Below are 21,207 nucleotides of genomic sequence, written 5' to 3'. Positions count from 1 at the left end.
CTGATCGGCCGTGACCAGTCGATACAGATCAACTCAGGCTTCCGAGGGTGCCAACTCCCTCTCCCCGCGCCGCCGTACGGTCGTCAAGGCCGCGGCGGCGACGGCTGGCGTTGCCGTCGCCGCCCCGCTCGCCGCCGCGCTGCCGGCCCGGGCCGCCTCGGACACCCCCGCCTTCCTGCACGGCATCGCCTCCGGCGACCCGCTGCCCGACGGTGTCCTGCTGTGGACCCGGGTGACGCCGAGCGCCGACGCGACCCCCGGCTCCGGTGTCGGCGCCGACACCGAGGTCAGCTGGATCGTCGCCACCGACAAGGCGCTGACCAACGTCGTCTCCCGCGGCTCCACCACCGCGACCGCCGCCTCGGACCACACCGTCAAGGCCGACATCCGCGGCCTGGCCCCGGCCACCGACTACTGGTTCCGCTTCTCGGCCGGCGGCACGGACTCCGCGGTGGCGCGCACCCGCACCGCACCGGCGGCCGACGCCGCCGTCTCCGGCCTGCGCTTCGGCGTGGTCTCCTGCGCCAACTGGGAGGCCGGCTACTTCGCCTCGTACCGCCACCTCGCCGCCCGGGGCGACCTCGACGCCTGGCTGCACCTCGGCGACTACATCTACGAGTACGGCACCGGCGAGTACGGCACCCGTGACACCGTGGTCCGCCAGCACGCGCCCACCCACGAGACCATCACCCTCGCCGACTACCGCACCCGGCACGGCAAGTACAAGACCGACGCCGACCTGCAGGCCCTGCACGCCAAGGCGCCGGTCATCGCGATCTGGGACGACCACGAGTTCGCCAACGACTCCTGGTCCGGCGGTGCCGAGAACCACACCGAGGGCACCGAGGGCGCCTGGACGGCCCGTCAGGCGGCGGCCAAGCAGGCCTACTTCGAGTGGATGCCGGTCCGCCCGGCCATCGCCGGCACCACCTACCGCCGGCTGCGCTTCGGCAAGCTCGCCGACCTCTCCCTGCTCGACCTGCGCTCCTTCCGCTCCCAGCAGGTCTCCACGGGCAGCGGCTCGGTCGACGACCCGGACCGCACCATCACCGGCCGCGCCCAGCTCGACTGGCTGAAGGCCGGGCTGAAGGCCTCCGACACCACCTGGCGGCTGGTCGGCAACTCCGTGATGATCTCGCCGTTCGCCATCGGCTCGCTCTCCGCCGACCTGCTCAAGCCGCTCGCCAAGCTGCTCGGCCTGCCGCAGGACGGCCTCGCCCTCAACACCGACCAGTGGGACGGCTACACCGACGACCGCCGCGAGCTGCTGGCCCACCTGCGCTCGAACGCGATCGGCAACACGGTGTTCCTGACCGGCGACATCCACATGGCCTGGGCCAACGACGTGCCGGTGGACGCCGGGACCTACCCGCTCTCCGCCTCCGCGGCCACCGAGTTCGTGGTCACCTCGGTGACCTCCGACAACCTGGACGACCTCCTCAAGGTCTCCCCGGGTGCCGTCTCCACCGTCGCCGCGCCGGTCATCCAGCTGGCCAACCGCCATGTGCACTGGGTCGACACCGACCGGCACGGCTACGGCATCCTGGACATCACCGCCGCCCGGGCGCAGATGGACTACTACGTCCTCTCCGACAAGACGAAGGCCGACGCGACCTCGTCCTGGGAGCGTTCGTACCGCACCCGCAGCGGCACCCAGAAGGTCGAGCGCACCTACGACCCGGTGTAGCCGTCACCTACAGCGTGTCGAGGAAGCCGAGCGCCACCCGCCAGGTGGCCTCGGCGGCCTCCTCGTCGTAGTCCGGCAGCCCGGGGTCGGTGTAGAGGTGCCCGGCACCGGCGTACCGGTAGATCTCCACGTCAGCACCGGCCCGGCCCATCTGCAGATACCAGGCGCTCAGCCAGTCGTCCGGCTCGAAGGCGTCCGGTTCGGCCACGTGCAGCTGTACCGGCAGCCCGTCCACCGCGGCGTTCGGCGCGATGTCCGAGGTACCGTGCAGAAGCAGCAGCCCGCGCGCCCGCTCGTCGCCCAGCGCCAGCGTCTGAGCGAGGGCCGCACCCAGCGAGAACCCCGCGAACACCAGCCCGCGCTCCGAGTAGGGCGCCGCCGCCAGCACGGCCCGCTTCAGCAGCTCCTCCTTGCCGATCCCCTGGTTGAACTCCCTGCCCTCCTCGACCGTGTCGAACGTGCGCCCCTCGAAGAGGTCCGGCGTCCATACCTCGTGCCCCGCGGCACGCAGCCGGTCCGCGGCCTCGCGCACCGCGGGCCTGAGGCCATAGGTCGAGTGAAAGAGCATGATGTTCATGCGCCCATGGTGCCAGCCGGCACCGACAGCCTTTGTGACGCCCTCGACACCGGTCGGCATGTTAAGGACCCCGCCGATCCGGTTACGTTCCGACCCATGGACATGGAGAACGTACTCCGCCCGCTGATCGTGGTAGGCGGCGCCGTCGTCCTCACCTTGCTGATCGGCTGGGCGACCGACCTGCTGCTGCGCAAGGCCGACGCTCGGCACAGCGAGACACCCCTGTGGGGACTGCTGCGCCGCGGCCGCGTCCCCTACCAGCTGGTGCTGTGCACGGGCCTGCTCAGAGGCTCCTACGACCAGGCCGAGGTGCTTCTGGGGCACCGGGTGGCCGTGGGCCAGATACTGTCGCTGGTGCTGATCGGGTCGACCGCCTGGCTCATGGTGCGCATCGCGGCGGCGATCGTGCAGACCTCGTACTCCCGGTACGCCCGCGTCCACCACGACGCCGCCCGGGTCCGCCGGGTGCGCACCCAGGTCTCGCTGATCATGCGCGTGGTCACGGCGATCGTCGGTGTGGTGGCCGCGGCGGCGATGCTGCTGACCTTCCCGGCGATGCGCGCGGCCGGCGCCTCCCTGCTGGCCTCCGCCGGAATCCTCGGCATCGTCGCCGGTGTGGCCGCCCAGTCCACGCTGGCGAACATGTTCGCGGGTCTGCAGATCGCCTTCGGCGACATGGTGCGCCTCGGCGATACGGTCGTGGTCGATGGCGAGTGGGGCACGGTCGAAGAGATCACCCTGACCTTTCTGACGGTACGGACCTGGGACGAGCGCCGGATCACCATGCCGGTGTCGTACTTCACCTCCAACCCTTTCGAGAACTGGTCGCGGGGTACCCCGGAGATGACCGGGATCGTCTACTGGCACCTGGATCACTCGGCGCCGGTCGAGGCGATGCGGGAGCGGCTGCGTGACATCCTGCGCGAGTGCCCGGCCTGGGACGGGCGCGCCTACGGCCTGGTGGTCACCGACTCCACACCGACCACCATCCAGGTGCGGGCGCTGGTGACCGCCAAGGACTCGGACGACGTCTGGACGGTCCGGGTGGCCGTCCGCGAGCAGATGATCACCTGGCTGACCGCCGAGCATCCCTACGCCCTGCCCCGCGTCAACACGGCCGACGCGGTCCCGCCGCCGGGCGGGGTCATCCCCTCCCAGGACGGGGCGGCGACGGCCCGGCGTCTGCACGAGCCGCCCCGCACCGGCCGCGGCGGCTGACCGCTCGCCCCTCCCGTCAGTGGCCGCGCTCGGCGCCGCCGTTGACCTGGATGATCTGCGAGGTGACGTGCCCGGCGGCCGGGGATGCCAGCCAGTGCAGGGTGGCGGCGACGTCACCCGGTATGCCCGCCCGCCCGGTCGACGTCTCGGCGACGAGCCGCTCCCGCCGCGCCTCCTCGACCGGGCCGCCGAAGAACTCGGTGTCCTCGATGTACCCGGGCGCTACCACGTTCACGGTGACCCCGCGCGGCCCCAGCTGCCGGGCCAGATCATGGGCGTACGGATGCAGGGCCGCCTTGGCGGCGGCGTAGGAACCGGTCCCCGAGCCCCGGTACGCGGCGATGGAGCTGAGGAACAGCACCCGCCCGCCGGGGTCGGCGAGCCGGTCCTTCAGCGCCTCCGTGAGCAGGACGGCGCTCAGCGTGTTCTGCGCGAAGTTGGCCGTCCAGGTGCGGGCGACGGCGTCGAGCGGATCGCCGGCCTCCGCGTCGGGCGCGAACGCCGCGTTCCCTCCGGCGCTGTGGACGAGCACGTCCACGGTCCCGAACTCGTCGGCGACGTACCGCGCCACGCCCCGTACGTCGGCCGGCTCGGTCAGGTCGGCGGCGTACCAGACCGCCCCCGGCACCCCGGCCTTCTCCAGCACCTCCTCGCGCCGCCCGAGCAGCAGCACCCGATCTCCGTCGGAGGCGAACACCCGCGCCGCGGCGAGCCCGATCCCCGTCCCACCACCACTGATCACAATGTTCCGAGCCATGATCCGAGACTACGAGCGCACCGCCGACCCCGCTTCCGCTTATCCACAGCAGCCATACGTTCGTATGACTATCGCAACACGCTGGCGGCTCGGAGAGAGCGGGCTCAGCGCAGGCTGCGCACATCGAGGTGCCGCAGCACCCGGTCCACGATCTCCGGATCCGCCCCCGGTTCGCTCCGCGCCGCCAGCACCTCGTGCCGCGCCGCGCTCAGCATCTCCTGCTGGATCCGCCGCAACCGCTTCAACCGCCTGGCCCGCTTGTCGTGCCCCTCGCGCCGCTCGTCCTCCGCCACCTCGGGACTGATCCGGAACCCGATCTCGAAGGCCCGCCGCAGCATCTGCTCCGTCACCTCCTCCGGGAGGTCCTCGACCTGCTCGATCTCCTTCAGCCGCCGCCGTGCCGCCTTCGCCGCCCGCACCGCCAGCTCCTTCTCGAACTCCTTCTCCTGGTCGGTGTCGGCCCGCACCCCCAGCCGCTTCACCAGCCACGGCAGGGTCAGTCCCTGGAGCACCAGCGTCGCCATGATCACGCCGAACGCGATGAAGACGATCTCGTCCCGGTCCGGGAAGGCGGATCCGTCGTCGGTCTTCAGCGGGATGGCCAGGGCCAGCGCCACCGACGCCACCCCGCGCATTCCGGACCACCACATCACGACGGTCTCCCGCCAGCTGGTCGGGATCTCCTCGTCATAGTCCCGCCGGGCGTGCAGCCGTTTGGTCAGCCAGGTCGCCGGCAGCAGCCACATCAGCCGGACCACGACGACCACACCCACGATCGCGGCCGCCCAGCCGAGCAGCTCGCCCCAGCGGCCGGACGCCGTACGGATCGCGTTGTGCAGTTCCAGGCCGATCAGCCCGAACGCGACACCGGTGACCAGCGTGTCGACGATGTCCCAGAAGGTGTATCCGGCGAGCCGGGTCATCACGTCGTCGGCATCGGTGGCGTACTCGGCGATGAACAACGCGGTGGTGAGCACGGCGAGGACTCCGGAGCCGTGCAGTTCCTCGGCGAGGACGTAGGAGACGTACGGGACCAGCAGGGTCAGGCCGATCTGAAGGGTCGCGTCGCCGAGCACGTCCATCAGCTTGTTCGCGCCCCACCCGAGCACCAGCCCCACCGCGACCGCGACCACGGCGGAGAGCAGGAAGTCCAACCCCGCCCGCCAGGGCGAGAACGTGCCGCTGACCACGGCGGCGATCGCGACGTGGTAGAGGACGATGGCCGTGACGTCGTTGAAGAGGCCCTCGCCCTCCAGAATCGACACCAGCCGGCGCGGCAGCCCGAGCTGCCCGGCGACGGCGGTCGCGGCGACCGGGTCGGGCGGGGCGACCAGCGCGCCCAGCGCCACGGCGGCGGCGATCGGCAGCCCGGGCACGATCGCGCCGGCGACGACCGCCACGCACACCGTGGTGACGAACACCAGGGCCACCGCGAGCAGGAAGATCGGCCGCTTGTTGGCCGTGAACTGGCGCCAGGAGGTCCGCCGTACGGCGGCGTAGAGCAGCGGCGGCAGCAGGCCGGGCAGGATCAGCTCGGGCGGGATGTTCACGTTCGGTACGAAGTCGGCCACCGCGAGCACGATCCCGAACAGGGTCATCAGCACGGGCGCCGGCAGCCCCAGCCGGTCCCCCACCGGGACACTCACCAGAGCCCCGAGCAGCAGCACGAACAACAGGGCCAACTGATCCACGGCCAGCGCTCCGGGTGTCGACGGTCACACAGCGGGCCTCAAGCCTGCCATGCGGTCCTGCGGCATGCGCCGCGCTACAGCGCGCGCCGCATCCCCCGGTGCGGGATGCCCGCCTCCTCGTACTCCGGGCCGTAGGGCTCGTAGCCCAGCCGCTCGTAGAAACCCAGCGCGTGCGCCTGCGCGTGCAGGTCCACCGCGGTCAGGCCACGCGCGCGTGCGGCGTCCTCGATGGCCCGGACCAGGGCGATGCCGATACCGAGGCCGCGGGCCTCCTCGGAGACCGCGAGCCGGCCCAGGGAGCCGAGGGACGGGTCGCCGTCGGTCTTCTCGGCGGCCGTCTCGCCGTAGAGCAGCCGACCGGTGCCGAGCGGTACGCCGTCCTCGCGGATCGCGAGGACGTGCAGGGCCGTGGTGTCGTACTCGTCGTACTCCAGGTCCTCGGGGACGCCCTGTTCGACGACGAAGACCTGCTTGCGTACGGCGAAGCACGCCTCCAGGTCGGCGGGGTCCTCGGCGACCCGCACCTCGTACGGGCGCGTGCTCATCCGTATGTCTCCTCGCGGACCTGGTCCAGCGCCTTGCCCAGGTCGGCCGGGTAGTCGCTCTCGAACTCGACCCAGTCACCGCTGCCGGGGTGCTCGAAGCCGAGCCGGACCGCGTGCAGCCACTGCCGGGTCAGGTGCAGCCGCTTGGCGAGCGTCGGGTCGGCGCCGTAGGTGAGGTCGCCGACGCAGGGGTGGCGGTGGGCGGCCATGTGGACGCGGATCTGGTGGGTGCGGCCGGTCTCCAGCTTCACGTCCAGCAGGGAGGCCGCGCGGAACGCCTCGATGAGGTCGTAGTGGGTCACGGAGGGCTTGCCTTCGGCCGTGACCGCCCACTTGTAGTCGTGCTGGGGGTGGCGGCCGATGGGGGCGTCGATGGTGCCGCTGGTCGGGTCCGGGTGGCCCTGCACGAGCGTGTGGTAGCGCTTGTCGACCGTGCGCTCCTTGAACTGGCGCTTGAGCGAGGTGTACGCGCGCTCGGACTTGGCCACCACCATCAGGCCGGAGGTGCCGACGTCGAGGCGGTGCACGATGCCCTGGCGCTCGGCGGCGCCGGAGGTGGAGATGCGGTAGCCGGCGGCCGCGAGGCCGCCGATGACGGTCGGGCCGGTCCAGCCGGGGCTGGGGTGCGCGGCCACGCCGACCGGCTTGACGATCACGACCACGTCATCGTCGTCGTACACGATCTCCATGCCCTCGACGGGCTCCGCGACGATCTGCACGGGGGCGGGCACCCCAGGCATCTCGACCTCCAGCCAGGACCCGCCGCTCACCCGCTCGGACTTGCCGACCACCGCGCCGTCGACCTGGACCTTGCCCGCCGCGGCCAGCTCGGCCGCCTTGGTGCGGGAGAAGCCGAACATGCGGGAGATGGCGGCGTCGACACGCTCGCCCTCCAGGCCGTCGGGCACGGGCAGGGTTCGGATCTCGGGAATGGTGCTCACCCGTCGAGTATGCCGGACCGCACCGGCAGCGCCGCACGCAAGCCCGTCCGGCCCACCCTCCGGACCCGGCTTCGGCCCCGCCCGCGGCCCCGTCAGTCCTTGTGGACGGTGCCGTCCGGGTCCAGGCCACGGAAGGAGAGCAGGACGATCAGGATGCCGCCACAGACGATCGCAGAGTCGGCCAGGTTGAACACCGCGAAGCCCTTGGGCGCGATGAAGTCGACGACCTGGCCCTCGAAGATTCCCGGCGAGCGGAAGATCCGGTCCGTGAGGTTGCCGAGCGCGCCGCCCAGCAGCAGGCCGAGCGCGACCGCCCAGGGGAAGCTGTAGAGCTTGCGGGCCAGGCGGAAGATCACGACGATCACGGCCGCCGCGATCACCGTGAAGATGATCGTGAAAGCGCCGCCGAACCCGAAGGCCGCGCCCGGGTTGCGGATGGCGTGGAACTCCAGCCAGTCGCCGATGACCTCGATCGGCGCGTGGTGCTCCAGCTTCGCGACCACGATCGTCTTGCTGACCAGGTCGAGGGCGTACGCGAAGACGGCCACCGCGAACAGCACGGCGATCCGGCGTCCGCGCCCGGGCCGCCGTTCGTCCCCGGTCCGCTGTCGCTCCGCGCCGGACACGCCGGGTGCCGTCTCCTCACCACCGTCGTCCGGAGTGTCCGGCGTACCGATGATGCGCTCCGCCTCTGCCACGTAAGTCCCTCAACCTAGGTGCCTGCCTCGGGACGAGACTACGGCACGCCCCGCGCGACCCCGATGCTCAGTAGCGGCGTTCCTGTTTCTGCTTGCACTCGACGCACAGGGTGGCCCTCGGAAAGGCCTGCATCCGGGCCTTGCCGATGGGGTTCCCGCAGTTCTCGCAGAGTCCGTAGGTGCCCGCGTCGAGCTTCTCCAGGGCACGCTCGGTCTGTTCCAGCATCTCGCGCGCGTTGGCGGCCAGCGCCAGCTCGTGCTCGCGCGTGATGTTCTTGGTGCCGGTGTCGGCCTGGTCGTCACCGGCGCCGTCCCCGGAGTCCCGCATCAGGCCGGCCAGGGCGCTGCCGGAGGCGTCCAGCTCGGTGCGCAGCCGCAACGCCTCGGTCATCAGCTCGGTGCGCGCCTCCTCGACCTCCTCCGGTGTCCACGGGTCCTCGCCGGGACGCACCGCGAGTTCGCCCGGAGCCGCCGCGGCGATCCGCGCCTTGGGGACGCCGGTCTCCGCCGCGGCAGTGGCCGTGCCAGGAGTCTTCTTCGCAACCACCGTCGTGGCTCCCGTCTGCTTCGCGGCCCGCGCCGCGCCCGCCTTCTTGGCCGTGCTCTTCTTGGCCGTGCTCTTCGCCGCGGTCCTCGCCGCCGCGGCCTTGGACGCGCTCTTCTCCGACTTCCCCGCGGCGCCCTTGGCAGCCACGGTCGCCTTCTTCTCCGTCGCCTTCGTCTCGGCGGTTCTCTTCCCGTCCGCTCTCTTGCCGTCCGCCTTCTTCACCGGCGTCCTCGGTGCGGCCGTTTTCCCGGCGGAACCCCTCCCACCAGCCGTTTTATCCGCTACGGCCGTCTCCACCGCGCGCGTGCCCCGCTTTCCGCCGCCCCCCTTGGTGTCACCGTCGGAGGCAGCCGTGCCCGTGGATCGGCCGGACGCCGACTGCTGTACGGCGGTCTTCTTCGCCACCATGGCCGCGGCCCCTTCACATATGCGATCTTGCACGCGAATCGTGCTGGGACGATAAATCGACTTGAGTCCCGCGGCAACCGGGGTGCGCCGCCCGATCCGCCTGCCCCGCACCCCCCACGCAGCAGGTATGCATCCGTTGTGCCCAGCTCCCCGCGCGGTAATCCGCCGAGCAGGACATCCCAGGATGCGAACACGCGTACCGCGCCATTCGGGTCATCTCGGCAGGTGGACGGCCCGGCACCGCCCGCGCCCGGAAAACGGGTCGGCCGCTGTCCGTGCGGCGCCGTACACTGGGCGGAGCGAGAAGCGTGGATGGGGACGAGTAGCGGCGTACGCAGCCCAGAGCGACCCGGGGACGGTGGGAGCCCGGGGGCCGGCGCGACGTGAAGATCACCCCGGAGCCGCCGGAAGAAAGCCGTGCAGGACCTGCTGCGGCGAGTAGAACCGGTTTCGCGACCCCAATGAGGGGGCTCACCGGCGCGTATGGCGCCCGGGGGGCCAAGGAGGGTGGTACCGCGGGAGCGCGCCGCACACGGCGTAGGCAGCACAAGGCTCTCGTCCCTCCGACGGAAGGCAGCAAGTCCGTTGGAGGAAGCTCGCAGATGACAGCGCCGACGTACCGCCAGGTGCCCGCACAGGTCGACCTGCCCGCCCTCGAGCACGCCGTGCTCGACTTCTGGCGTGAGCAGAAGATCTTCGCCAAGACCCTGGAGCAGTCCGAGGGCCGCCCCGAGTGGGTGTTCTACGAGGGCCCGCCCACCGCCAACGGCATGCCCGGCGCCCACCACATCGAGGCGCGCGTCTTCAAGGACGTCTTCCCCCGCTTCCGCACCATGCGCGGCTACCACGTGGCCCGCAAGGCCGGCTGGGACTGCCACGGCCTGCCCGTGGAGCTGGCGGTCGAGAAGGAGCTGGGCTTCAGCGGCAAGCCCGACATCGAGGCGTACGGCGTCGCCGAGTTCAACGCCAGGTGCCGTGAGTCCGTGCTCCGCCACACCGACGCGTTCTCCGAGCTGACGACCCGCATGGGCTACTGGGTCGACCTCGACGACGCGTACGTGACCATGGACCCCGAGTACATCGAGTCGGTCTGGTGGTCGCTCAAGGAGATCTTCAACAAGGGCCTGCTGGTCCAGGACCACCGCGTCGCACCCTGGTGCCCGCGCTGCGGCACCGGCCTGTCCGACCACGAGCTGGCGCAGGGCTACGAGACGGTCGTCGACCCCTCCGTGTACGTCCGTTTCCCGCTCACCTCCGGTCCGCTCGCCGGCCAGGCCGCGCTCCTGGTGTGGACGACCACTCCGTGGACCCTGGTGTCCAACACGGCGGTCGCCGCGCACCCCGACGTCACCTACGTCGTCGCGACCAACGGCGAGGAGCAGCTGGTCGTCGCCGAGCAGCTGGTCGCCAAGGCGCTCGGCGAGGGCTGGGAGACCACGGGCCAGACCTTCACCGGCGCCGAGATGGAGCGCTGGACCTATCAACGTCCGTTCGAGCTCGTCGAGTTCCCGGAACCGGCGCATTACGTGGTGAACGCGGAGTACGTCACGACCGAGGACGGTACGGGTCTGGTCCACCAGTCCCCCGCCTTCGGCGAGGAGGACCTCAAGGTCTGCCGCGCCTACGGCCTGCCGGTGGTGAACCCGGTCCGCCCGGACGGCACCTTCGAGGAGAACGTCCCGCTGGTCGGCGGGGTCTTCTTCAAGAAGGCCGACGAACGCCTCACCGAGGACCTGTCGCAGCGCGGCCTCCTCTTCAAGCACCTGCCGTACGAGCACACCTACCCGCACTGCTGGCGCTGCCACACCGCGCTGCTCTACTACGCGCAGCCGTCCTGGTACATCCGCACCACGGAGATCAAGGACCGGCTCCTCGAGGAGAACGAGAAGACGAACTGGTTCCCGGACACCGTCAAGCACGGCCGCTACGGGGACTGGCTGAACAACAACATCGACTGGGCGCTGTCCCGCAACCGCTACTGGGGCACCCCGCTGCCGATCTGGCGCTGCGAGGACGACCACCTCACCGTCGTCGGCTCCCGCGCGGAGCTGACCGGGCTGACCGGCACCGACCAGTCGGCCCTGGACCCGCACCGCCCGTTCATCGACGAGGTCACCTTCGCCTGCCCGCAGTGCCAGAAGACGGCCACGCGCGTGCCGGAGGTCATCGACGCCTGGTACGACTCGGGTTCGATGCCGTTCGCGCAGTGGGGCTACCCGTACAAGAACAAGGAGCTGTTCGAGAGCCGCTACCCGGCCCAGTTCATCTCCGAGGCCATCGACCAGACCCGAGGGTGGTTCTACACCCTCATGGCGGTCGGCACGCTGGTCTTCGACAAGTCGCCGTACGAGAACGTCGTCTGCCTGGGCCACATCCTCGCCGAGGACGGCCGCAAGATGTCCAAACACCTGGGCAACATCCTGCAGCCGATCCCGTTGATGGACCAGCACGGCGCGGACGCGGTGCGCTGGTTCATGGCGGCCGGCGGCTCCCCGTGGGCGGCCCGCCGGGTCGGCCACGGCACCATCCAGGAGGTCGTGCGGAAGACCCTCCTCACCTACTGGAACACGGTCGCCTTCCAGGCGCTGTACGCCCGTACGACGAACTGGGCGCCGAGCACGGCGGACCCGGCCCCGGCCGACCGACCGCTGCTCGACCGGTGGCTGCTCTCCGAACTGCACGCCCTCACCGACCAGGTGACCCAGGCGCTGGAGGCGTACGACACCCAGCGCGCCGGCAAGCTGCTGTCCGCGTTCGTCGACGACCTGTCCAACTGGTACGTCCGCCGCTCGCGCCGCCGCTTCTGGCAGGGCGACAAGGCCGCGCTGCGCACCCTGCACGAGGTCGTGGAGACCGTCACCAAGCTGATGGCCCCGCTGACCCCGTTCATCACCGAGCGGGTCTGGCAGGACCTCGTCGTGCCGGTCGCCCCGGGCGCCCCGGAGTCGGTGCACCTGGCGGCCTGGCCGGAGGCGGACCTGTCCGCGATCGACCCGGAGCTGTCCCGGCAGATGGTTCTGGTACGACGGCTCGTGGAGCTCGGCCGGGCCACGCGCGCGGAGTCGGGCGTCAAGACCCGGCAGCCGCTGTCCCGGGCGCTGGTCGCGGCCGTGGGCTTCGACGCCCTCGACCCGGAGCTGCACACGCAGATCACCGACGAGCTGAACGTCTCGTCGCTGGCGTCGCTGTCCGAGGTGGGCGGCTCGCTGGTGGACACCACGGCCAAGGCCAACTTCCGGGCGCTGGGCAAGCGGTTCGGCAAGCGCGTCCAGGACGTGGCGAAGGCGGTCGCCGCGGCGGACGCGGCCGCGCTGTCGCTGGCGCTGCGCGAGGGCACGGCGTCGGTGGAGGTCGACGGCGAGACCGTGACGCTCGCCCCGGACGAGGTGATCATCACGGAGACGCCGCGTGAGGGCTGGTCGGTGGCGTCGGACTCCGGTGCGACCGTCGCGCTCGACCTGGAGATCACCGAGGAGCTGCGCCAGGCGGGGCTCGCCCGGGACGCGATCCGGCTGATCCAGGAGGCGCGCAAGAACAGCGGGCTGGATGTGGCCGACCGGATCGCACTGCGGTGGGTGTCGACCGACCCAGCGGTGATCGCCGCGCTCGCGGAGCACGCGTCGCTGATCGCCGACGAGGTGCTGGCGACGGACTTCGCGCAGGGCGAGGCCGACGGCGGCTACGGCGAGCCGTTCGTGGACGAGGGGCTGTCTCTGACGTTCCGTCTGCGGAAGGCGTAGGCGCCGCCGGCCCGTTCGGGAAGGGCCCGATCCCCACGCCGGGATCGGGCCCTTCCCGTACCCGCGGGTCGGAGCGGTCACCGTGCGCGGTTCCCCGAAGTCCCGGAAGTTGCATCAGACGGGTGCTGGTGACGCCCGATATGCCACCTACCTGCAATATCTGCCGACCCCCGAGGGGTGGCCGCCTCGGAAAGGACCCCCTTGAGCTGTCGCCTGCAATGGGGAACCTGGTCCAGCAGGCGCGGCTGACCGCCGCCGCAATGGCCAGATCGGTCAGATCGACGCTCCTTGGCTCTTCCCTGGGATTCGTCCGGGCCAACACCTCAGCCACGTCACTCTCGCTGCTCGACTCAAGCGGCTGGGGATCCGGTCCTTGCCCAGCCGCTCAGCCGCAATCCGTGACCTGACCGCCGAAGTCCCAGCCGCAGTGGTCAACCGCCTTCTCGGCATCAGTACCCCAACCGCTACGAGCTGGGCCAAGCGATCATCTGAGGCTTCCTCTGCTGCTGAAGTAGCCCGCCGAAGTGACCGGGACAAGTGACATGGGGTGGCAAGGACACGGCACTGGCCCTGACCACACTCGGGGGCCACGGCCGCTGCGTCTACCTGAACGGCGTCTGCATCAGCCACTCCTTCCGCCGCTGAGGGAGCTGCCCTAGTTCGGGTCGAGGACGGCCTGGATGGCCGGGGCGAGGCCGGCTTCGATCTCGTCCGGCGTCAGGGTGGTCACTGCCGGGAGGCGTAGCAGGTAGCGGGTGAGTCCCAGGCCGAGGAGCTGTGCGGAGACCAGGCCGGCCCGGCGTGCGGCGAGCTCCGGGCCGAGGGCGGCGGCCAGGGCCGGGGCGACCTGCGCCGCGAAGATCTCGTGCATCCGCGCTGCGGCCTGGTCATTGGTGACCGCCGAACGCATCAGGACCAGCAGTGCGTCGTCGGCCGGGTCGCCCTCCCAGCGTTTGAGGAAGTGCCGCACCAGTGCCTGGGCGAGCTCGTCCGCCGGAACGCATGTGAGGTCTGGCAGGCGCAGGTCGATGGCGAGTGTCGCGTCGAAGAGCTGTGCCTTGTTGCCGAAGTAGCGCATGACCATCGACGGGTCGATGCCCGCGTCGGAGGCCACGGCCCGGATGGTGGTGCGCTCGTAGCCCTGGGCGGCGAATCGCTCGCGTGCGGCGCGCAGGATCGCGGCCTTGGTGCGGTCCGAACGCCTGTCGGTGGTGCTGGTCTCGGTGTCTCGGGTCATGCCAACGACTGTAGGCCAACGTGTGTTGACTTTCCAGTGCCGAGCGGCGCATCATGACAACGAACGTTGGCCAACGGTCGTTGGCCAACGAATGTTGGCCCATGCTGGGCCGGAAGGGAATCCCCGCCATGAACACCACCGCATTCCCCGGCCGCACCGATGTCGCCATCGTCGGCGGCGGACCGACCGGGCTGGCGCTCGCTGTCACGCTCGCTTCCGCCGGAATCGGCTTCGTCGTCCTGGACAAGCTGGCCGAGGGCGCGAACACCTCGCGTGCCGCCGTCGTCCACGCCCGCACCCTGGAAGTCCTGGACGAGCTCGGAGCCTCCGAGGAGCTGATCGCGCGAGGCGTTCAGGTCACCCGCTTCGCCGTCCGCGACGGCGCCCGCCGGCTGCTGACCGTGCCGTTCGACCAACTGCCCACGCCCCACCCGTACACGCTGATGGTTCCCCAGTACGAGACCGAGAGCGTGCTGCTGGCCCGGCTGCGCGCACTCGGCGGCGATGTGCACCGCCCCTACGAGGTCGCCTCCGTCGTCCAGGACGAGGAGGGCGTGACACTCACCATGACCACCGGCGAGACGCTGCGCGCCGCGTACGCCGTCGGCGCCGACGGCATGCACAGCACCGTGCGCGAAGCCGCGGGCATCGGGTTCACCGGCAACGCCTACGCCGAGTCCTTCGTGCTCGCCGACGTCGTGATGGACTGGTCCCCGGGCCCCAGCGAGGTCTCGCTCACCTTCGGCACCGCGGGACTCACCGTCGTCGCCCCGCTCCCCGGCGGTCACTACCGGGTCGTCGCCACCGTGGACGACGCGCCCGCCACCCCAGATCTCGCCTTCGTGCAGCAGCTGCTCGACGAGCGCGCCCCCGGCCAGTCCAAGGTCACCGGCCTGGCATGGTCGTCACGATTCCGGGTGCACCACCGGGTCGCCGACCACTACCGCGCCGGCCGTCTGCTGCTGGCCGGCGACGCCGCCCATGTGCACAGCCCCGCCGGCGGCCAGGGAATGAACACCGGCATCCAGGACGGCTACGCCCTCGGCCGGGCGATCGCGTCCGGACAACTCGACGGCTACGAGGCACAACGCCGCCCCGTGGCCCAGCGGGTGGTCGCCTTCACCCACCGGATGACCCGCGTGGCCACCACGCGCAACCCGATGGCCCGAGGGGCACGCAACACCCTGCTCCCCCTGCTCGGCCACACGGGCATGCCGAAGAAGCTCGCCGCCGAGCTCGCCGAGCTCAACTACCGGTAGTTCAAACGTTGTTCGGGGGCCTCTCGGACGGTCGTCTCCTCGAAGGCCAGCACATGACCCCGGCGGGAGCGGCCGACGCTGAGCGCCGCCCGTCCACCAGTTCGTCCAGTCCACCAGTCTCGTTCACAGGAGGTTCCCCCATGCCCGACCCCGTTCCGCACCAGGCCGCAGGGCCGGTGCGCGCAGTGCGCACCGGCCCCGTTCTGGCCGTGACCTGCCTGGCCCTGGCGACCGTCGTATCGGCGATGGCATCGCTGAGCGTGGCGTTGCCCGACATCGCCCAGGAGACACACGCCAACCAGACCCAGCTGTCGTGGATCATCGACTCCTACAGTCTGATCTTCGCATCGTTCCTGCTGCTCGCAGCGACCCTCGGCGACCGCTTCGGCCGTCGCAGGGCATTGCTCGGCGGTGTCGGACTGTTCGCGGGAGTGTCGCTCGCCGCGACCTTCACGACCGAGCCGGACGTCCTGATCGCCCTGCGCGCGGTGCTCGGCGTGGCAGCCGCATTCGTCATGCCCGCCACGCTGTCCACGATCACCAGCACGTTCCCCCGCACCCAGCAGGCGCGTGCCATCAGCATCTGGGCGGCCGTCGCGGGCGCCAGCGCCGCGCTGGGGCTGTTCGCCTCCGGGGCGCTGCTCGAGGTGTGGTCGTGGCGCTCGGTGTTCTGGCTGAACACCGTGATGGCCGGGGTGGCGTTCATCGGCACCCAGGTCTTCGTACCGGAGTCCGCGCAGCCGGGCAGGCAGCGTGTGGACGTGACGGGTGCGGCTCTCACCGTGGCGGGGCTGGGAGCGCTGGTCTACTCGGTCATCGAGGCGCCCGAGCACGGTTGGGGCAGCACGCGCACCCTGTCCGGCATGATCCTCGGTCTCGCCGTCCTGGTCACCTTCGTCGTATGGGAGCTGAGGCACCCACACCCCCTGCTCGACCCGCGGCTGTTCCGCCACAAGGCGTTCGCGGCCGGATCGATCTCGACCACGCTGCAGTTCTTCGCCTTCTTCGGATTCATCTTCGTCACCATGCAGTACCTCCAGCTGGTGCGGGGTGACAGCGCCCTGATGGCCGCGGTGAGCGTGCTGCCGATGTCCGCGGCGATGATCCCCAGCGCCCGCCTCAGCCCGCGCCTGGTTGCCCGGCGAGGCGCTCGCGGCCCCTGGACCTTCGGCCTTCTCCTGGTCACCACCGGTCTGGTCGTGCTGGCCCAGCTCGACGCCGGCAGTTCGTACTGGCTGGTCGCCGCCGGGCTCGTGCCGCTCGGTGCGGGCATGGGCCTGGCCACGACTCCGGCCACCGCGGCGATCACCGATGCCCTGCCGCCCCGTCTGCAGAACGTGGGGTCCGCCGTGAACGACCTGTCCCGTGAACTCGGCGGCGCCCTGGGCATCGCCGTCCTCGGCAGCCTCATGAGTGCCCAGTACCGAGACGAGCTCGACACCAGCGGGCTCCCCGCACCGATCGCGCACGCGGCACGCTCCTCCCTCGCCGCCGCCAACCACATGGGCCATGCCACGGGCAATCCCGCCCTGATCGACCGGGCCGGCGACGCCTTCGCCTCCGGAATGCACCTCGCACTCCTCAGCGGCGCCGCAACCACCGTCCTGGCCGCCGTCGTCGTCACCCTCCTACTGCGCCGGACCGGCCAGCCCGGCACGGTCGCCCGCGCCAGCCAGATGGCGATCAGCGCACACGGCGAAGGGCAGAACATCCGCTCGGTCACGGTGGGCGGCGAGGTGGCGTTCGTTGCTGAAGGGCGCCTCAAGGAACTGCCCGCGTGAGCCCCTCCCCATTGCCCCCCATCGGCCCCGACGCCATCCGCGCCGCAGTCGGATATGAAGACGTCCTTGAGCGTGCGCCGTTCCTCGCGCCCCCTGGGTAAGGCCGTGCAACACGCATAAACAGGGCGGGGCCCCGGACGAATGTCCGGGGCCCCGCCCTGCCGTGCTCTGCCGATGCCTACAGCGCGCTACGCGCCCGCCGTCAGTTGTCGTCCTCGTCGATGAGGAAGCCGCGCATCGGGGACGGCGCCTGGCCCATCGGGGACGGGCCCTGCGGGCGTACCGGTGCCATCGGCTGGGTCATCGCTGGCGTCATCTGCTGCTGGCCGCCGTAGGACGGCGGAGCGGGGGACGGACCGCCGCCCATGGGCTGGTTGCCGCCGTAGGACGGGGCGCTCGCGCCGGCCGGGGCCATGGAAGGCGCCGGGGACGGCGGCAGAGAGGCCGTGGCCGGAGTGCGCGGCGGCGCCAGGGAGTCGTCGGCCTGGGTCTCCAGCTGGCGCAGCTGCGACTCCAGGTACGACTTCAGACGCGTGCGGTACTCGCGCTCGAAGCCGCGCAGGTCCTCGACCTTGCGCTCCAGCGTGGCGCGCGCGGACTCCAGGGAGCCCATGGCGACGCGGTGCTTCTCCTGCGCGTCCCGCTCCAGCGCGTCCGCCTTGGCACGGGCGTCACGCTCCAGACCCTCGGCGCGGCTGCGGGCCTCGCCGACGATCTTGTTGGCCTCGGAACGGGCCTCGGCGATCGCCTGGTCGGCGGTCTGCTGGGCCAGCGAGAGGACTCGGGCGGCGCTGTCGCCACCGGGGCCCTGACCGGGGCCGCCCATCGGACCGCCCATGGGGCCGCCCATCGGGCCACCCATCTGCTGCTGCATGGGGGGCTGGCCGCCCATCGGGCCCTGGCCCATGCCCTGGCCCATCGGACCCTGACCCATGGGGCCCTGGCCCATCGGACCGCCCTGGCCCATCGGACCCTGACCCATGGGGCCCTGACCCATCGGACCGCCCTGGCCCATCGGACCCTGACCCATCGGACCCTGACCCATCGGACCAGGACCCTGCGGACCGCCCTGGCCACTGGGACCGGCCGGCAGCTGCGGGGCGCCGCTCGGCAGCTGCGGGGGGCCACCCATGGGGCCACCCATCTGCTGCTGCGGCGGGCCCGATATGCCGGCGGGCACCGGAGCGCCGGGACCTCGCATGCCCTGCTGAGGCATGCCACCTTGCTGCGGCATACCACCCTGCTGAGGCATGCCGCCCTGAGGCATACCGCCCTGCTGGTCCTGCGGCTCCGGAGGCTTGCGCATGTTCTGCTGGTTCTGGGCAGCCGCGCGCGTGGCCGCGGCGAGTTTGGCGCGCAGGTCCTCGTTCTCGCGCAGCAGGCGCGTCAGTTCGGCTTCGACCTCATCGAGGAAGGCATCGACCTCGTCCTCGTCATAGCCTTCTCGGAGGCGGACGGTCGTGAACTGCTTGTTCCGCACGTCCTCGGGGGTCAACGGCATCTCTTCACCTCAACGTAGTCGTCGGCATCGGCAAGACGGTAGGTCACATCGCTCATCACAGCCGACCAACGATCGCGATCAGGATGTAGACGATGATCATCAGTACGAAGAAGGACAGGTCGAGCGCCACGCCCCCGAGACGCAGCGGCGGGATGAACCGCCGCAGAAGCTTGAGCGGTGGATCGGTGACAGTGTAGGTGGCCTCAAGTACGACCACCATCGCCTTGCCGGGTTGCCATGAGCGGGCGAACTGGAACACGTAGTCCATGACCAACCGGAAGAGCAGCACGATGAGGAAGCACATCAGCGCGATGCGAATCACATCCAGGAACACGCTCATGATCCGTGCTTCCCTCTCCCCTGTCCCGTGCCTTGTACCGGTGTTGCGTCTCAGCTCTGGTTGAAGAACCCGCCCTCTGCGATGCGGGCCTTGTCCTCCGCCGTGACATCGACGTTAGCAGGCGACAACAGGAACACCTTCTGCGTCACCCGCTCGATGCTGCCGTGAAGACCAAACACCAAACCGGCCGCAAAGTCGACAAGTCGCTTCGCGTCTGTGTCATCCATCTCAGTCAGATTCATGATCACCGGGGTGCCCTCACGGAAGTGTTCCCCGATGGTACGGGCCTCGTTGTAGGTCCGGGGGTGAAGGGTGGTGATCCGGTAAGGCTCTCGTTCCGACACGACCTTGGGCATGATCACCGGTGCGTTCTTCTCCAGGCTTGCGCGTTCTTGTGTGATGGACGCCACGGGGGCGATACGTGCCGGGCGTCCCGATTCCGCGGCTAGCGAAGCGGAATGCGACACCGGTTCACGCGGTGCCGGCGGCTGTACCACTCGTACCGAATCGTCCCTTTGGGACTGGTGTGCGCTGTGGGACTGGTGCGACGGCTCATGCCGTCGGTGGTCCCGTTCGGGCTCCGGGTCCAGTTCGGGCTCGAAGTCGTCGTCGGGGTCGAATCCGCGGCCGTCGTACCCATCGTCCTCCACGAGGCCGAGGTAGACCGCCATCTTGCGCATCGCGCCGGCCATGCTCTGAGTCCTCCGCTCTGTGGTGGATCGGTGACGACTGCCAAGTCCCGCGATCCACGTGGCCGTTGTGCCCGTATTGGGCCGCATTGACCATATTTTCTGCTGTGGTCCGACTTCTTGGCGACGTTACCCGAGCCTGGGTCGGACGCCGAGTACCGCAGTGCCGACGCGCACATGTGTCGCCCCGGCGGCCACGGCTTCCTCAAGGTCCGCACTCATCCCTGCCGAGACCATGTTCGCAGCCGGATGGGCTCGGCGCAGGTCGGTCGACAAATCCATCAACCGCCCGAACGCCGCCCGTTGGCGCCCCGCGTACTCCCCGGTGAGCGGCGCGACGGTCATCAGTCCGCCGAGCCGCAAGCCCGGCGACCCGGCGACGAGGTCGGCCAACTCTTCGATTCCGCCCGGTGCCACGCCACCGCGCTCACCCCTTCCGCTCGCACCCGCGTCGAGCGCGACCTGGAGCAGACACCCCACCTCGCGCCCGGCGCGCACCGCCTCCTTGGACAGTGCCTCGACAAGCTTGGAACGATCGACGGACTGGACGAGATCCGCGTAACCCACCACGGATCGCACTTTGTTGGTCTGCAATTGACCAACAAAGTGCCAAGTAAGGGGCAGATCGGCGCATTCAGCTGCCTTGGGAGCAGCGTCCTGGTCCCGGTTCTCGGCGACATGGCGCACGCCGAGTTCCGACAGGATCCGCACATCGCCGGCCGGGTAGGTCTTGGTGACCACGATCAGGGTCACCTCCTCCCGCTTGCGTCCGGCCGCCGCACAGGCGGCGGCGATGCGCTCCTCCACTTTCGCCAGGTTTCCGGCGAGTTCGGTCTTACGGTCCGTCATGCCCCATCAGTCCAGCCACACATAGCCCGCGAGCCGCCCGGTAATGCGGTCGCGACGGTACGAGAAGTGATCGCCCGACTCCAGCGTGCACACCGGCGACTGCGCCCGGTCGAGCACCCCGGCGCGTGCGAGCTGCGCGTGCACTCCGGCGCTCACGTCGACCGCCGCAGTGCCCCAGCTGGTCTCGGCGTGCGCCGTCGGCTCGACCGCGGTCACCTCGGCGCGCATCGCCTCCGGCACCTCGTAGCACCGTCCGCAGACGGCGGGTCCGGTGCGGGCGACGATCCGGGCCGGGTCCGCACCGAGCGACTCCATGGCGTCGATCGCGGCCGGCACGATCCCCTTCACCATGCCCGGCCGTCCGGCATGGGCGGCGGCGACCACCTTGGCCACCGGGTCGGCCAGCAGGACCGGCACGCAGTCGGCGGTCAGCACGGCGAGCGCGAGCCCCCGGGTCGCGGTCACCAGTCCGTCGACCGGTGGAGTCCGCGGGGTGGTCCAGGGCCCCCCGACCTCGGCGACGAGATTGCCGTGCACCTGGTTCATCCAGACCACCTGGCCGGGGTCCAGACCGAGCGACTTGGCGGCGAGCTCCCGATTGGTCCGTACCACGTCGGGGTCGTCACCGACCGCCCCGCCCAGGTTGAGCTGCTCGTACGGAGCGGCGCTCACCCCGCCCCACCTGTCGGTGAAGGCGAAGTGCGCGCCGCTCACGGTTTCGCGCTGTCCTATCACGGCTTAA

At 70.6% G+C, this 21,207-nt stretch carries 18 protein-coding genes; 5 read left to right on the top strand and 13 right to left on the bottom strand.

The window, feature by feature from the left end:
* Positions 1-10: 10 nt before the first annotated feature.
* Positions 11-1,687 carry an alkaline phosphatase D family protein gene (locus AB0N16_RS20765; RefSeq protein WP_365798695.1) on the top strand — a complete coding sequence of 559 codons (1,677 nt, stop codon included), beginning with the start codon at positions 11-13 and terminating at the stop codon, positions 1,685-1,687.
* A gap of 7 nt (positions 1,688-1,694) precedes the next feature.
* On the opposite strand, the gene AB0N16_RS20760 is transcribed toward AB0N16_RS20765, so the two are convergent.
* Positions 1,695-2,264, bottom strand: coding sequence for a dienelactone hydrolase family protein (locus tag AB0N16_RS20760; protein WP_365798693.1), 570 nt, complete (start codon positions 2,262-2,264; stop codon positions 1,695-1,697).
* A 102-nt stretch (positions 2,265-2,366) separates the two neighbouring features.
* Here AB0N16_RS20760 and AB0N16_RS20755 point away from each other — a divergent pair, with 102 nt between their 5' ends.
* The gene (locus AB0N16_RS20755) at positions 2,367-3,482 is read left to right on the top strand and encodes a mechanosensitive ion channel domain-containing protein (protein WP_365799285.1); all 1,116 of its coding nucleotides are present in this window, start codon (positions 2,367-2,369) and stop codon (positions 3,480-3,482) included.
* Between the two features lie 16 nt (positions 3,483-3,498).
* Here the strand turns inward: AB0N16_RS20755 and AB0N16_RS20750 are convergent, their stop codons facing one another.
* The 6 genes from AB0N16_RS20750 to AB0N16_RS20725 all read right to left on the bottom strand — a co-directional run bounded on the left by AB0N16_RS20750 (position 3,499) and on the right by AB0N16_RS20725 (position 9,069).
* Entirely contained in the window at positions 3,499-4,239 is a 741-nt protein-coding gene (locus tag AB0N16_RS20750) for an SDR family oxidoreductase (protein ID WP_365798691.1), read from the bottom strand.
* 104 nt (positions 4,240-4,343) lie between these two features.
* Complete coding sequence (locus AB0N16_RS20745; RefSeq protein WP_365798689.1) at positions 4,344-5,930, bottom strand: Na+/H+ antiporter; 1,587 nt, start codon at positions 5,928-5,930, stop codon at positions 4,344-4,346.
* A gap of 74 nt (positions 5,931-6,004) precedes the next feature.
* Entirely contained in the window at positions 6,005-6,475 is a 471-nt protein-coding gene (locus tag AB0N16_RS20740) for a GNAT family N-acetyltransferase (protein ID WP_365798687.1), read from the bottom strand.
* Entirely contained in the window at positions 6,472-7,416 is a 945-nt protein-coding gene (locus tag AB0N16_RS20735) for an RluA family pseudouridine synthase (protein WP_365798685.1), read from the bottom strand. The genes AB0N16_RS20740 and AB0N16_RS20735 overlap by 4 nt, the downstream gene beginning before the upstream one ends.
* Positions 7,417-7,508: 92 nt before the next feature.
* Positions 7,509-8,114, bottom strand: a complete 606-nt coding sequence (lspA, locus tag AB0N16_RS20730) for a signal peptidase II (protein WP_365798683.1) — start codon at positions 8,112-8,114, stop codon at positions 7,509-7,511.
* 67 nt (positions 8,115-8,181) lie between these two features.
* Positions 8,182-9,069, bottom strand: a complete 888-nt coding sequence (locus AB0N16_RS20725) for a TraR/DksA C4-type zinc finger protein (RefSeq protein ID WP_365798681.1) — start codon at positions 9,067-9,069, stop codon at positions 8,182-8,184.
* Positions 9,070-9,671: 602 nt separating this feature from the next.
* Between AB0N16_RS20725 and ileS the strand changes: the two genes are divergently transcribed.
* Positions 9,672-12,809: an isoleucine--tRNA ligase gene (gene ileS, locus AB0N16_RS20720; protein WP_365798679.1), complete on the top strand. Its 3,138-nt coding sequence runs from the start codon at positions 9,672-9,674 to the stop codon at positions 12,807-12,809.
* A gap of 655 nt (positions 12,810-13,464) precedes the next feature.
* On the opposite strand, the gene AB0N16_RS20715 is transcribed toward ileS, so the two are convergent.
* Positions 13,465-14,046 carry a TetR family transcriptional regulator gene (locus AB0N16_RS20715; protein WP_365798677.1) on the bottom strand — a complete coding sequence of 194 codons (582 nt, stop codon included), beginning with the start codon at positions 14,044-14,046 and terminating at the stop codon, positions 13,465-13,467.
* Between the two features lie 128 nt (positions 14,047-14,174).
* Between AB0N16_RS20715 and AB0N16_RS20710 the strand changes: the two genes are divergently transcribed.
* Together AB0N16_RS20710 and AB0N16_RS20705 are read left to right on the top strand one after the other, a co-directional pair.
* Positions 14,175-15,305: an FAD-dependent monooxygenase gene (locus AB0N16_RS20710; protein WP_365798675.1), complete on the top strand. Its 1,131-nt coding sequence runs from the start codon at positions 14,175-14,177 to the stop codon at positions 15,303-15,305.
* A 140-nt stretch (positions 15,306-15,445) separates the two neighbouring features.
* The gene (locus AB0N16_RS20705) at positions 15,446-17,086 is read left to right on the top strand and encodes an MFS transporter (protein ID WP_365798673.1); all 1,641 of its coding nucleotides are present in this window, start codon (positions 15,446-15,448) and stop codon (positions 17,084-17,086) included.
* A gap of 202 nt (positions 17,087-17,288) precedes the next feature.
* Here the strand turns inward: AB0N16_RS20705 and AB0N16_RS20700 are convergent, their stop codons facing one another.
* The 5 genes from AB0N16_RS20700 to pgeF all read right to left on the bottom strand — a co-directional run bounded on the left by AB0N16_RS20700 (position 17,289) and on the right by pgeF (position 21,200).
* Positions 17,289-18,587, bottom strand: a complete 1,299-nt coding sequence (locus tag AB0N16_RS20700) for a DivIVA domain-containing protein (RefSeq protein ID WP_365798671.1) — start codon at positions 18,585-18,587, stop codon at positions 17,289-17,291.
* A 55-nt stretch (positions 18,588-18,642) separates the two neighbouring features.
* Entirely contained in the window at positions 18,643-18,927 is a 285-nt protein-coding gene (locus tag AB0N16_RS20695; protein ID WP_355707926.1) for a YggT family protein, read from the bottom strand.
* A gap of 50 nt (positions 18,928-18,977) precedes the next feature.
* Positions 18,978-19,619: a cell division protein SepF gene (sepF, locus tag AB0N16_RS20690; RefSeq protein ID WP_351732496.1), complete on the bottom strand. Its 642-nt coding sequence runs from the start codon at positions 19,617-19,619 to the stop codon at positions 18,978-18,980.
* A 126-nt stretch (positions 19,620-19,745) separates the two neighbouring features.
* Positions 19,746-20,465, bottom strand: a complete 720-nt coding sequence (locus tag AB0N16_RS20685) for a YggS family pyridoxal phosphate-dependent enzyme (RefSeq protein WP_365798669.1) — start codon at positions 20,463-20,465, stop codon at positions 19,746-19,748.
* A gap of 6 nt (positions 20,466-20,471) precedes the next feature.
* A complete protein-coding gene (gene pgeF / locus AB0N16_RS20680; RefSeq protein WP_365798667.1) occupies positions 20,472-21,200 on the bottom strand; it encodes a peptidoglycan editing factor PgeF in 729 nt (242 codons plus the stop codon).
* Between the last annotated feature and the right edge of the window lie 7 nt (positions 21,201-21,207).

It is taken from the genome of Streptomyces sp. NPDC051105, assembly GCF_040682795.1.
Lineage (GTDB): Bacteria > Actinomycetota > Actinomycetes > Streptomycetales > Streptomycetaceae > Streptomyces.
Note: the sequence above shows the minus strand (reverse complement) of the source record. Positions and strands in the feature narration are given on the sequence as shown.